10 protein-coding genes are annotated in these 12,879 nt (G+C 67.1%); 3 read left to right on the top strand and 7 right to left on the bottom strand.

All coding sequences use genetic code 11. The annotated features are described in order from the left end of the window. Positions 1 to 20: 20 nt before the first annotated feature. Complete coding sequence (locus tag HPC46_RS14560; RefSeq protein ID WP_179470975.1) at positions 21 to 893, top strand: D-alanyl-D-alanine carboxypeptidase family protein; 873 nt, start codon at positions 21 to 23, stop codon at positions 891 to 893. A 9-nt stretch (positions 894 to 902) separates the two neighbouring features. On the opposite strand, the gene HPC46_RS14555 is transcribed toward HPC46_RS14560, so the two are convergent. Next, on the bottom strand, positions 903 to 1,532 hold the full coding sequence (locus tag HPC46_RS14555) for a DUF1942 domain-containing protein (RefSeq protein WP_179470973.1): 630 nt from the start codon (positions 1,530 to 1,532) through the stop codon (positions 903 to 905). A 199-nt stretch (positions 1,533 to 1,731) separates the two neighbouring features. On the opposite strand from HPC46_RS14555, the gene HPC46_RS14550 reads away from it, so the two are divergent. Then, positions 1,732 to 2,574 carry a D-alanyl-D-alanine carboxypeptidase family protein gene (locus HPC46_RS14550; protein WP_179470971.1) on the top strand — a complete coding sequence of 281 codons (843 nt, stop codon included), beginning with the start codon at positions 1,732 to 1,734 and terminating at the stop codon, positions 2,572 to 2,574. A gap of 6 nt (positions 2,575 to 2,580) precedes the next feature. On the opposite strand, the gene HPC46_RS14545 is transcribed toward HPC46_RS14550, so the two are convergent. Both HPC46_RS14545 and ffh read right to left on the bottom strand, forming a co-directional pair. Next, positions 2,581 to 3,648, bottom strand: coding sequence for a metal-dependent hydrolase family protein (locus HPC46_RS14545; protein ID WP_179470970.1), 1,068 nt, complete (start codon positions 3,646 to 3,648; stop codon positions 2,581 to 2,583). A 1-nt stretch (position 3,649) separates the two neighbouring features. After that, on the bottom strand, positions 3,650 to 5,203 hold the full coding sequence (gene ffh / locus HPC46_RS14540) for a signal recognition particle protein (RefSeq protein WP_179470968.1): 1,554 nt from the start codon (positions 5,201 to 5,203) through the stop codon (positions 3,650 to 3,652). A 197-nt stretch (positions 5,204 to 5,400) separates the two neighbouring features. Here ffh and HPC46_RS14535 point away from each other — a divergent pair, with 197 nt between their 5' ends. Beyond that, positions 5,401 to 7,125, top strand: a complete 1,725-nt coding sequence (locus tag HPC46_RS14535; RefSeq protein ID WP_179470966.1) for a hypothetical protein — start codon at positions 5,401 to 5,403, stop codon at positions 7,123 to 7,125. Here the strand turns inward: HPC46_RS14535 and HPC46_RS14530 are convergent. The 4 genes from HPC46_RS14530 to ftsY all read right to left on the bottom strand — a co-directional run bounded on the left by HPC46_RS14530 (position 7,122) and on the right by ftsY (position 12,875). Then, a complete protein-coding gene (locus HPC46_RS14530; protein WP_179470964.1) occupies positions 7,122 to 9,605 on the bottom strand; it encodes a [protein-PII] uridylyltransferase in 2,484 nt (827 codons plus the stop codon). The genes HPC46_RS14535 and HPC46_RS14530 overlap by 4 nt on opposite strands. 73 nt (positions 9,606 to 9,678) lie before the next feature. Continuing rightward, positions 9,679 to 10,017 (bottom strand): P-II family nitrogen regulator, encoded by a 339-nt coding sequence (locus tag HPC46_RS14525; protein WP_005148837.1) that lies wholly within the window; start codon positions 10,015 to 10,017, stop codon positions 9,679 to 9,681. A gap of 5 nt (positions 10,018 to 10,022) precedes the next feature. After that, entirely contained in the window at positions 10,023 to 11,360 is a 1,338-nt protein-coding gene (locus HPC46_RS14520) for an ammonium transporter (protein WP_179471180.1), read from the bottom strand. Positions 11,361 to 11,555: 195 nt separating this feature from the next. Next, positions 11,556 to 12,875, bottom strand: a complete 1,320-nt coding sequence (gene ftsY, locus HPC46_RS14515; protein ID WP_179470957.1) for a signal recognition particle-docking protein FtsY — start codon at positions 12,873 to 12,875, stop codon at positions 11,556 to 11,558. Positions 12,876 to 12,879 lie beyond the last annotated feature (4 nt).

Genomic DNA, 12,879 nt, shown 5'->3' with positions numbered 1-12,879 from the left:
TCGGGTTAGGCTCAGAGCCCATGCGCAGACTTCTCGGGAGCGCGATCGCGACACTGCTCCTGCTGACCTCGACCGCAGGCATCGCCGGCGCCGACACCGACCAGCCCGCGGGTTCGGTACCGATTCCCGACGGCCCCGCAACCGCCTGGATCATCGCCGACATGGACACCGGCCAGGTGCTGGCGGGCCGCGATATGTACGCCCCGCACCCACCGGCCAGCACGATCAAGACGCTGCTCGCGCTGACTGTCCTCGACGAGCTGCCCGACCTGAACGCCACCATGGTCGCCAACAACACCGAAGCTCTCGTCGAATGCAACTGCGCGGGAGTGCGTCCCGGCCGCACCTACACCGCACGCCAGCTGCTCGACGGGCTGCTGCTGGTGTCGGGCAACGATGCCGCCAACGCCCTGGCCGACATGATCGGCGGCTTCGACGCCGCGGTGGACAAGATGAACGCCAAGGCCGTCGCCATCGGCGCGACCAACACGCACGCAACCACGCCGTCGGGCCTGGACGGTCCGGGCGGTCCGGGATGGACCACTCCGCACGATCTGGCGGCCATCTTCCGGGCGGCGATGGCCAACCCGGTGTTCGCCCAGATCACCGCGGAATCGGTGGCCATGTTTCCGACCGACGCCGGTGACAAGCCGCTGGTCAACCAGAACGAGCTCCTCGGTCGCTACCCCGGCGCGATCGGAGGCAAGACCGGATTCACCGATGCCGCACGCAAGACGTTCGTCGGCGCCGCCGACCGCGACGGCCGCCGGCTGGTGATCGCGATGATGTACGGGCTGATCCACGAGGGTGGGCCCACCTACTGGGATCAGGCCGCCACACTGCTCGACTGGGGATTCGCCCAGAACCGCTCGGAGAGCGTCGCCGCGCTCTAGGTCCCCTGGCTAGCGGTGTCCTCCGCCGGCATTGAACCCCGGCTGAGCAGCTTCACCCTCGGTGATTTGATAGGGCGAGGTGGCCAGGTCGTTCGGGGTGGCCACGATCGACGAGTTGTCTCCCGAAGGCGTCGGGGCACCGGCGGCGGCCTGGTCCGGCACGACCTGGAAGTTCTCGTCGGAATCCGGCACGACGACCGGTGCCGCGGTGCCGGGATCACCCGGCACCCAGGCCAGGAGGTCGCGGGTGCCGTCGTTGAAGACGACGCTGTTCGGGATGGGGCCGACGACGTCGAAGTAGAGCTTTCCAGCGTTCGATGCCCCCCAGATGGAGGGGTAGAAGTCGCCGGACTCAGCCCGGGCACCGAAGCGCTCGACGAATACCGGGTAATTGGCACCGAACCCGTCGACCACCAGCTTGGCCGCGTACAACGTGCCATTGTGTGGCACCGGGTCCGAACTGGGCGCGAGCTTGCCCACGGCATAGCCGATGTAGGGCAGGCCATTGGGCCCGTTCAACGTTTCCTGCTGGCCGAACACCTTGATGCTGTCCGCTGCCCAGGCCCGCGCGGCGGTGACGCCGGCAAGGCCCAAAGTGACAACGGTGGCGGCCACTCCGGTCATTTTCGCGATCTTCACAGTCTCTCCCCACTGATCAGTGCCAACATCCCCGACGCTTACTCGGAAAATTTTACTGTGACCTAGGTAACACCACCCCGACTATGCGATTTCGGCGCGAAAACCGCCGCTTGAGCGAACGTTTGCACGCCGAAATCGCTATGCATTCGAGATTCGATCGCGTCGTTGCCGACGCGCACGCTGATTAGCCTCGGCACCCATGCCGGCCCGCCCGTTCGTCGCGCTGCTGAGCATTGCCATGTCTCTTGTGCTGGTGGTTCCCGCCGCCGCAGCACCCGCGCCCCAACCGGCCGGAGCGGTAGCGGCCCCACCCGACGGCCCCGCGCAGGCCTGGCTGGTCGCCGACCTCGACACCGGCCAGATTCTCGGTGGCCGCGAGCCCTATAGCTCGCATGCACCGGCCAGCACCATCAAGGCACTGCTGGCGATGGTCGTGCTCGATCAGTTGGCGCCGAACGCCGCGGTTCGCGCGACCGGCGCACACACTCAAGTCGAATGCTCATGCGTCGGTTTGGTTCCGGGTCAGGTCTACACCGCCCGACAACTGCTCGACGGGCTACTTCTGGTGTCGGGCAACGACGCCGCCAACCTGCTCGCCGACATGCTCGGTGGCGCGGGAGTCGCCGTGCAGAAAATGAACGCCAAGGCTTACCAGCTCACCGCGCGCAGTACCCGGGCCGGATCGCCCTCGGGCTTGGACGGGCCCGGCTGGGAATCAGTCACCACGCCACACGATTTGGCGGTGATCTACCGGGAAGCATTGCGCTACCCGTTGTTCGCGCAGATCGTGCACCAGCCCTCGGCACTGTTCCCGGCTAGGTCCGGGTTCAAGGAGATCACGAACCAGGACCGCCTGTTGCGCAGCTACCCCGGCTTCATCGGCGGCAAGAGTGGATACACCGATCTGGCCCAGGAAACCTACGTCGGCATGGCCCAGCGCAACGGGCGACGACTGATCGTGGTGCAGATGTATGGCAGCGACGATCTGTGGGACCAGGCCGCGAAACTGCTCGACTGGGGTTTCGGCCACTACAGCCAGTGATCAACGCTAGTAGACGCGCCCGCGCAGGATCACCACGTCCGGGTTCGACAGCACGTCGGCGCCACCGCGCGGGTCCTCGGTGAAACACACCAGATCCGCCGGGGCGCCGTCGTCGATGATGGACCGGCCCAGCCACCGCCTCGCATCCCAGCACGCTGCGCCGAGTGCCTCGGTCGGGCTCATCCCGATCCGTTTGAGGGCGTCGACCTCGTCGGCGATACGGCCGTGGGCGATCGTGCTGCCCGCGTCGCTGCCGGCGTAGATCGGCACACCGGCCTCCCGGGCGGCGGCCATCCGCGGATAGCAACTGTCGTAGAGGGCGCGCATGTGGGTCGCGTAGGTCGGGTATTTGGTTGCGGCGTCGGCGAATCCGGGGAAGTTCTCGATGTTGATCAGGGTGGGCACCAGGGCGGTACCGTGCTCGACCATCATTGCGATGGTGTCGTCGGTCAGTCCGGTGCCGTGCTCGATGCAGTCGATGCCCGCTCCGATGAGGCCCGGCAGCGCGTCCTCACTGAACACGTGCGCGGTGACGCGAGCCCCCTCGTCGTGCACGGCCGCGATCGCCGCGCGCAAGACGTCATCAGACCACAGCGGCGCCAGATCGCCGACGGACCGGTCGATCCAGTCGCCGACCAGCTTGACCCAGCCATCGCCGAGGCGGGCCTGCTCGGCCAGCGCCTCAGGCAGCTGCCACTCGTCCTCGAGTTCGATGGCGAAGCCGTGGGAGTAGCGCCTGGGACGGGCCAAATGCTTTCCGGCCCTGATGATCTGGGGCAGATCGTAGTGATCGTCGAGGCTACGGGTGTCGGTCGGCGAGCCGCAGTCGCGCAGCAACAAGGCACCGACCCCGCGCTCCACCTCGGCCTGGGCGATCGCATCCTCGAGCGGGATCTCGCCGTGCTCCCCCAGCCCGACGTGGCAGTGCGCGTCGACCAGTCCGGGCACGATCCAGCCACCGTCGAAGACGGTCTCGGCATCGGCGACCGGCTCGGCGCGCAGCACCCCGTCGACGATCCACCATTCGACGAGCTCGCCGTCGGGCAGGCCGCGGCCCCGAACGTGCAGTCGCACGCTAGTTCTTGCCCGGGAACTTCAGCTTGGACAGATCGAAGTCGGCGAGACCGGGCGGCAATTCGTTGAGGCCCTGGGGCATTCCGGACAGATCGGGCATGCCGGCGGCGAGCAACGGATTGCTCTTCGGCGGCGTCGGCCCGCGCCCGCCCTTCTTCTTGCCCGCCTGCTTGTTCTTGCCCTTGGCTTGCTTCTTCGACGAGCGCCGGCCGAACGGCATGCCCATCGCACCGGCCATCTGCGACATCATCTTGCGGGCCTCGAAGAACCGATCGACGAGCTGGTTGACCTCCGACACGTTGACACCCGAGCCGTTGGCGATGCGTAGCCGTCGTGAGGCGTTGATGATCTTCGGGTCGGCCCGCTCCTGCGGGGTCATGCCGCGGATGATCGCCTGCAGCCGGTCCAGCTGCTTGTCGTCGACGGTGGCCAGCGCGTCCTTCATCTGACCCGCACCGGGCAGCATGCCCAGCAGGTTGCCGATCGGCCCCATCTTGCGGATCATCAGCATCTGCTCGAGGAAGTCCTCCAGCGTGAGCTCACCGGAGCCGATCTTGGCCGCAGCCTCCTCGGCCTTCTGCTGGTCGAAGACCTGCTCGGCCTGCTCGATCAGGCTCAGCACGTCGCCCATGCCGAGGATGCGGCTGGCCATCCGGTCGGGGTGGAAGACGTCGAAGTCCTCGAGCTTCTCGCCGGTCGAGGCGAACAGGATCGGCACGCCGGTGACCTCGCGGACCGACAAGGCCGCACCACCGCGGGCGTCGCCGTCGAGCTTGGTCAGCACGACCCCGGTGAACCCGACGCCGGAACCGAACGCTTCGGCGGTGGCCACCGCGTCCTGGCCGATCATCGCGTCGAGGACGAACAGGGTTTCGTCGGGGTGCACCGCGTCACGGATCGCGGCGGCCTGGGCCATCAGCACATCGTCGATGCCGAGGCGGCCGGCGGTGTCGACGATCACGACGTCGAAGTGCTTGGTCTGCGCCTCGGCGAGGCCTGCAGCCGCGACGGCGACGGGATCACCGGGGCCGGCGTCCAGTGTGTCCGCGGCATCGGGTGCGGTGCCAGGGTGCGGGGCGAAGACGTTGACCCCGGCCCGCTCGCCGACGATCTTGAGCTGGTTGACCGCACCGGGACGCTGCAGGTCGCAGGCCACCAGCAGCGGGGTGTGGCCCTGACCCTTGAGCCACTTGGCGAGCTTGCCGGCCAGCGTCGTCTTACCCGCACCCTGGAGGCCGGCCAGCATGATCACCGTCGGCGGGTTCTTGGCGAACGCCAGCTGACGGGTCTCGCCGCCGAGGATGCCGATGAGCTCCTCGTTGACGATCTTGACGACCTGCTGGGCAGGGTTGAGCGCGCCGGAGACCTCGGCGCCGCGCGCCCGCTCCTTGATGCGATTGACGAAGGTGCGCACGACGGGCAGCGAGACGTCGGCCTCGAGCAGGGCCAGCCGGATCTCACGGGTGGTGGCATCGATATCGGCGTCAGTGAGCCGGCCCTTGCCACGCAGGCCGGCCAGCGCACCGGTCAACCGGTCGGACAGGGATTCAAACACGGGGCAAGCCTATCTGGCGTGAGTCCATCGCGAGATCGCCACCACGGTCGCGCCTGCGCCACGAATCGCAACCGCGGCGTCGATATCGCCAACCCTGGCAAAATCTCCGCTCGCATCCCAGGCATGTGGTATCCCTTCGAGAAGTGCAGCAAATGCGCTCCCAGGGGTCGGGCTTGGAGGTCGGGGTGGGAAATCCGGTGCGCAGTACGAGCTCTGTCGGCAACCACGGCAGGGGCCGCACGTTGCCCGTGGTGCGGTGGCTCCAGTTGGGCACCGTGGCCACCGGAATCGGAATCGCGATGCTGGCGGCCCCGGCCGTCGCGTCCGCCGATGCGGGCGGGGGCTCCTCGACGGCGAATTCGTCGCACAGTTCTGCCTCCGGCGGCTCCTCGGCGCGGAACACCGCATCGGTGGACCGTCACCCAACCACGGCCGGCAGTGGCCGACGCGGCGCCGCCTCGCCGGCCGCCTCGGCCCGCGGGTCGGCCGCCGGCGCGCAGGCCACCGGTGTGCGCACCCGCCGTGTCGCCGTCGGCACTCCGCGGATCATGGCGGCGGCGACAACTCCGAGCGCATCGCCAGCCACGGCCGGGACGCTGACGACGGCCGACCGCGTCGGCGGGAGCCAGGCGCTCCAGTCGATCTCCGACGCGCTGCAGCAGGCGCTGGCGAGTGCGGCGAACAGGCTCGCCAACGAGCCGCCCACCCCGGTCAACAGGTTCCTGCGGGATAGCGTGTACCTGATCCAGCGCACCTTGTTTCCGGCCAGCGTCGGGGTGATCACCAGGCCGATCAAGGTGCCGCTGTACTTCCAGGCGATCGACAACGCCGGAACCCAGAAACTGGGTATCTACGTCTCCCTGGGCTACGGCGCGCCGCCCCAGCTATTCGAATTCGACACCGGCGCTGGAGGTTTCTACGCGGCGTACGCCTCGGACGATCCCACCAAGTCGCCCTGGTGGGGTAGCGACGTCGTCACCGACCCGATTCGGATTCCGATCCAAGACACCTTCGACAGCGGCTTGCAGTACACCGGCTATTCGGCCGTGGGGACGGTGTCGTTGTACACCGTCGGCAGCTCCACGCCTTTGGTCACCAGCGGCAACATCGCTGTCGGCCAGATGGATTCGATAACGAACACCAAGACCGGCGACGTGCTCTGGACGCCGTCCGGTCTTCCGAAGTCCGATTCGCCCCCGCCCATCGATAACGCGTTCTACGGCGACTTCGGCATAGCTCCGACGTATTCAGCCAATGGGATCGACCAAGTCATCGCCCAGCTGACGTTCGGGCGGGGCGTCAAGGCCGGCTACGTCGTTCACATCGATCCCGACACCGGCGAGGCCTGGATGCAGATCGGGTTGACCAACAACAACATTGCGAACTCGCAAGGTATGTACTTCCCGATGCTGCCCGACCCCAAGAACATCGACGACCAGAGCTTCCCTAACAGTGGCCTGCACTTCTACGGGCTGCAGCTGTTCAACGCCGCGATCAACATCATCGACCGCGGCGGCAACCTGATCATCAACGACCCCAATGTCGGCATCACCCCAGACACCGGCGCGACCACCACCCTGCACAACGTCGACAAGAGCCCCCATCCTGACAAGTACAACTCGATCATCGACTGGGACTCCAGCGCCGAAACAGTCGGCAAGCTCAAGACCGACATGCTGTTCTGGCTCACCGGAACGACCACGGGCCAAACCCCGGTTCGGTACTTCCAGTTCGTCACCACCGATGACGAGAATGCGGGCAAGGTCAAGGTGCAGGATCCGGCCCAGGACGGCGATACCACCCCGGTGTACTACTTGAACACCGGCATCTCGCTGTTCTACGAGTACGACGTCGTGTATTACCTGGGCACCAAGACCGACACCGGCACGCTCGGCTTGATCCCGCAGAAGAAGACCAGTTAGCTCGCTTCCTCGACCGGCTTGGCCGGCGGGGGCGCCGGCAGGACTGCGTAGAGCTCTCTCTCGAGCTGCGCGCGGACATCGTCGACGGAGTCCTTTGGCTGCACCGAGATCCCGAACGCGTCGACCACCGACGAGCCCAGGGTGGTGATCTTGGCCCAGGCGATGTCGGCCGCGGCCCGTTCGAACACTCCGGTCAACAGTGCCAGCAGCCCGGTGCGGTCGGTGGTGCGGATCTCGACGATCAGCTGGCCCTCGCCGCTGCCCTCATGCCAGAGGATGCGCGGTGGCGCCGGGACGGCGTTGATCGGCACCGCCGGCTTGTGTTCGCCGACCCGGCCGGTGCCGTACTGCGCGGCGTCGGCGTCACGTTTCTCCAGCGCGGCGATGACGTCGAGCTCGCCGTCGAGGGCCAGGATGAACTGCTGTCGCAGAAGCTCGGCGGCCGGGGGCGCACCGAAATGCGGGGACACCACGAACGTGTTGATCGCCGAACCCTCGGCGCTGTTGACCGAGGCTGAATGGACCCGTAGCGAATTGAGCGCCAGCACGCCTGCGGCTTTGGACAACAAGCCGCGCCGGTCGGGGGCGATCATCGCGACGTTGTAGGTGTGGGCACTCTCCCCTTGCGTCATCTCGACGTGCACCCCACGATCGGCGGCGAGCGAAAGGTGATGCGGATCAATCGGATCCGCCTGCGGAAGGGATTCTCCTGCCAACACCAGCCGGCAGCGGCGGACCAGGTCGCCGATCAGCGAGGACTTCCAGTCACCCCACACGCCGGGCCCGGTGGCCAGCGAGTCCGCTTCGGCCAGTGCGTCCAGCAGCTCGAGGAGCACCGGGTCGCCGCCGAGCGCGTCGACGACACGGGCGATGGTCTGCGGATCCTGCAGATCCCGGCGCGTCGCGGTGTCGGGCAGCAGCAGGTGATAGCGCACGATCGCGGACAGCAGGTCGATATCGGACGGCCACAGCCCGAGCCGGGTCCCGACCTGGACAGCGAGCTCAGCGCCGATCACACTGTGGTCGCCACCGCGCCCCTTCCCGATATCGTGCAGAAGCGCGCCGAGCACCAGCAGGTCCGGTCGCGACACCCGGGTGGTGAAAGCGCTTGCCCGCGCGACAGTCTCGACGAGATGTCGGTCGACGGTCCAGATGTGGACGACATCGCGGGGCGGCAGGTCCCGCACGGCTCCCCACTCCGGAAAGAGCCGGCCCCACAACCCGGTGCGGTCCAGCGCCTCGACGGTGGCCACCGTCGTCGGGCCGGCCGCGAGCAGCACCAAGAGGTCCTTGAGCGCATCACGGGGCCAGGGCGCGCGCAGTTCGGGTGCCGACGCCGCAAGCCGGCTCAGTGTGGAGCCCGACATCGGCAACCCGGTGGTCGCCGAGGCGGCCGCGACCCGCAGGATCAGGCCCGGGTCTCGTTCCGGGCGGGCGTCGCGGGCCAGTATCACCTCGCCGGCGAATTCCACGACACCCTCGTCGAGCGGGCGGCGCGTCGGACGGCGCAGCGCCGAAAGTCCACGCTTGGGAAGGGCATTGGCGGCGGTGCGCAGGCCTGCGTCGACGTAGTAGCTGATGGTGCGCGCCGCATCGGAGAGCACCCGGGCCAGATCGAACCGGTCACCGATGCGCAACGACGCACCGATCTCGTCGGCGAATTGGGCCAGCAGATGGTCACGGCCACGTTTGGATACCCGGTGCAGTTCGGTGCGCACGTTCAGCAGCGCCAGGTGGGCACCGCCCAGCGATCCGGTCGGCCCGGCCAGCGAGTTGCTCGGGTACACGTCGGCCAGTTGCGCGATGGCCAGTGCATTGAGCAACTGGACGTCGCGCAGCCCACCGCGGCCGCATTTCAGGTCGGGCTCGGCGCGGTGCGCGATCTGACCGCTGCGCTGCCAGCGATCCTTGGTGTGGTCGACGAGTTCGTCGAACCGGGTGGCGATTCCGGTACGCCACTGACGCCGGGCGCCGCCGATCAACAGTTGGGACAGCTCAGAGTCACCGGCGATATGTCGGACCTCCAGCATCGCCAGCCCTGCCGAGATGTCCTCACTGGCGACGGTGAGCGCCTCGGGAACCGTGCGGACACTGTGATCGAGGCGGATGTTGGCATCCCACAACGGGTACCACAGCAGTTCGGCCACCTGAGTGACGATGTCGGCGGGCATGTTGTCGTGCAACAGCATGAGGTCGAGATCGGAATACGGGACAAACTCCCGGCGGCCCAGCCCCCCGGTGGCAACGATGGCGAATCCACTGGTCGGCGTGATGCCGATCTCGGTGGCCTTGGTGGACAACCAGAATTCGTGCAGATCCAGCAGTGCATCCCGCAGGGCGGCCGAATCAAGTTGGCGCTGACCGCCTTCCAGCAACTGCTGGCACGCCTTGGCCAAGTCTTTGGCGGGCTTGGACGAGCCCGCCGCCGGAGCCTCCCATCGGGAAGCGCCGGCGGCGGAATCTCTTGATTGCTTTGTCATCTCAGTCCTCCCACGGCCGACCCCAACTAACGCTTACTCGGTGTGGCCGTACGAGAACGTCACATCGGGTGCGTCAGAGGGCGTCGGACCCCCGCTCGCCCGTGCGGACCCGAACAACGGTCTCCACCGGGCTGACCCACACCTTGCCGTCGCCGATCTTGCCGGTACGCGCGGCCTGCACGATGACGTCCACGACCTTGTCGACGGCGGAGTCATCGACCACGACCTCCACGCGGACCTTCGGCACGAAGTCGACGGAGTACTCCGCGCCTCGATACACCTCGGTGTGGCCCTTCTGGCGTCCGTAGCCCTGAACCTCGCTGACGGTCATCCCGAGGATACCCGTCTGCTCCAGGCCGGTCTTGACGTCTTCCAGCGTGAACGGCTTGACGATCGCAGTGATCAGTTTCATGTCCCTCATTCCTCCGCGCCGTGTTTGCCGAGAACCGAGCCGGTACCAGCCGTTGCGAAGTCGTACCCGGTCTCCGCATGTTCGGCTTCGTCGATACCGGATGCCTCTTCCTCGCGATCAAGCCGCAGTCCGATGGTGTACTTGACGATCAAGGCCAAGATAGCGGTACCCACGGCCGAGTACCCCAGAACCGCGAAGGCACCGATGGCCTGCTTGATCAACTGGTCGGCGCCGCCGCCGTAGAACAGGCCGGACACCGCCGCCGGCGCCTCCGCAGTGGCCACCAGGCCCACCATCAGGGTGCCGAACAGACCACCGACCAGGTGGACGCCGACCACGTCGAGCGAGTCGTCGAAGCCCAGTTTGTACTTCAGCCCCACCGCCAGCGCACAGACGATGCCGGCGCCCGCGCCGATCGCCAGCGCGCCAACCACATTCACCGACGAGCAGGACGGGGTGATCGCGACCAGGCCGGCCACGATGCCCGATGCCGCACCCAGGGTGGTGGCGTGGCCGTCGCGGATCCGCTCAGTGAGCAACCAGCCCAGCATCGCCGCACCGGTGGCGACGGTGGTGGTGATGAAGGTGACGCCCGCAATTCCGTTGGAGCCCACCGCAGAACCGGCGTTGAATCCGTACCAGCCGAACCACAGCAGACCGGCGCCGAGCATCACGAACGGCAGGTTGTGCGGACGCATCGGGGTGCCGGGCCAGCCGAGGCGCTTGCCCAGGATGATCGCCAGCACCAGGCCCGCGGTACCGGAGTTGATGTGCACGGCGGTACCACCGGCGAAGTCGATTGCCTTGAGCTTGTTGGCAATCCAGCCACCGGTCTCACCGGTGACACCGTCGAAGGCGAACACCCAGTGGGCGACCGGGAAGTACACGAAGGTGGCCCACAGGCCCGCGAACACCAGCCAGCCGCTGAACTTCAGGCGGTCGGCCACCGCGCCCGAGATCAGGGCGACGGTGATGATGGCGAACATGAGCTGGAAGGCCACGAAAACGACCTGTGGAATGGTTCCCGCGAGCGGGATCGAGACTGCGGCGTCCTCCGGCGTGAGCTGCAGGTAGGTACCACCGATCAGCCCCTTGAGGCCGAAGTACTGGCTCGGATCACCGAACAAGTTGAACTTGTCATTGCCGAAGGCGATCGAGTAGCCGTACAGCACCCACAGCACCGTGACGACGCCCATGGCACTGACACTCATCATGATCATGTTGAGCACGCCCTTGGCACGCACCATGCCGCCATAGAAAAAGGCCAGTCCCGGCGTCATCAGCAGCACGAGCGCGGAGCTCGCAAGCATCCATGCTGTGTCGCCGGTGTCCGGCACACCCATTACGGGAAATCCATCCACTCGCAGTTTCTCCTTCACCCATGCCACGGTTAGGCACCGTTGACCTAGGCCAAGACAATGCGCAGTGGTTGTTTCAGCTAAGACGCCTAGGTGTTTCGCATGTGTGAACGGATTGGCAGTCTGCGTTTCGCCGGTGTTACATCCCGCAATTCACACCGCTCAGAAGGGATTTGCGGGCTATCCGAGCAGCGCGTCGACGAATGCTGCCGCCTCAAATGGTGCCAGATCGTCGGGTCCTTCACCCAAACCGACCAGCTTGACCGGTACGCCCAGTTCCTGTTGCACGCGGAAGACGATGCCGCCCTTGGCCGTGCCGTCGAGTTTGGTGAGCACCACCCCGGTGATCGCGACGACCTCAGCGAAGACCCGAGCCTGTGCCAGACCGTTCTGACCGATCGTCGCGTCGAGAACAAGCAGGACCTCGTCGACGGCGGCCCGCTTTTCCACGACCCGCTTGACCTTGCCGAGTTCGTCCATCAGACCGGTTTTGGTGTGCAGTCGTCCGGCGGTGTCGATCACGACGACGTCGGCGCCTGCTTCGATCCCCTTGTCCACCGAATCGAAGGCCACCGAGGCGGGATCGGCACCTTCTGCACCACGCACCACCTCGGCGCCGACCCGCGACGCCCAGCTCTGCAGTTGGTCGGCGGCGGCCGCGCGGAAGGTGTCGGCCGCACCGAGCACGACCCGCCGCCCGTCGGCCACCAGCACCCGGGCCAGCTTGCCGACGGTGGTTGTCTTGCCGGTCCCGTTGACGCCGACGACCAGCAGCACCGACGGCTTGTCGGCGTGCGGCAGTGCCTTGATCGAACGGTCCAGCCCGGGGTTCAGTTCGGCGATCAGCACGTCGCGCAGGACCTCGCGGGCGTCGGCCTCGGTGCGCACGGTCGCGCTGGCCAGCCGGCTGCGCAATTGCTCGATCACCGAGGCGGTGACCACCGGCCCGAGGTCGGCGATCAGCAGGGTGTCCTCGACCTCTTCCCAGGACGCCTCATCCAGGTCGCCGCCGCCGAGCAGGCCGAGCATGCTGCGGCCGAGCGCGTTCTGCGATTTGGCGAGCCGCCCGCGCAGGCGCTCCAGGCGGCCCTCCGCAGGGGCGATCGTGTCGATCTCGGGAGCGGCCGGGGCCGGCGACACTTCCGGCTCGACCGGCGGAGCTTCCGGGACCACGTCAGCGACCGGCTCGGAGACCACCGAGGGCTCGGGCAGCCGTACGTCGGCGATCGGGCGCTTGACCGAGTCCCGCGGCAGCGCCGCGTCGTCCCCGACACCCGGCAGCCCGGTCGCATCGACCGTGGGCGCTTCCACCGTCGGCGTCTGGCTGAAGGAAATGCCTGACGACGCGGTGTATCCACCGGATCGGTCGATCGGTGTGGGACCCTCTGAGCTGGGGCGCAGACTGATCTGGCGCCGCCGGTACCGCACCAGGCCGACGACGAGTGCAGCGATGACCAGGACGGCGATGACCGCGATAGCGATCCAGAGACCCTCTGACACCGTG

Origin of the sequence: Mycolicibacterium vinylchloridicum, assembly GCF_013404075.1 — a bacterium.
Lineage (GTDB): Bacteria > Actinomycetota > Actinomycetes > Mycobacteriales > Mycobacteriaceae > Mycobacterium > Mycobacterium vinylchloridicum.
Note: the sequence above shows the minus strand (reverse complement) of the source record. Positions and strands in the feature narration are given on the sequence as shown.

Coding starts and splice junctions, on each gene's coding strand:
- HPC46_RS14530 (WP_179470964.1), bottom strand. CDS start 9,605: ATGACAAAGCAATCAAGAGATTCCGCCGCCGGCGCTTCCCGATGGGAG.
- HPC46_RS14560 (WP_179470975.1), top strand. CDS start 21: ATGCGCAGACTTCTCGGGAGCGCGATCGCGACACTGCTCCTGCTGACC.
- HPC46_RS14525 (WP_005148837.1), bottom strand. CDS start 10,017: ATGAAACTGATCACTGCGATCGTCAAGCCGTTCACGCTGGAAGACGTC.
- HPC46_RS14550 (WP_179470971.1), top strand. CDS start 1,732: ATGCCGGCCCGCCCGTTCGTCGCGCTGCTGAGCATTGCCATGTCTCTT.
- HPC46_RS14520 (WP_179471180.1), bottom strand. CDS start 11,360: ATGGGTGTGCCGGACACCGGCGACACAGCATGGATGCTTGCGAGCTCC.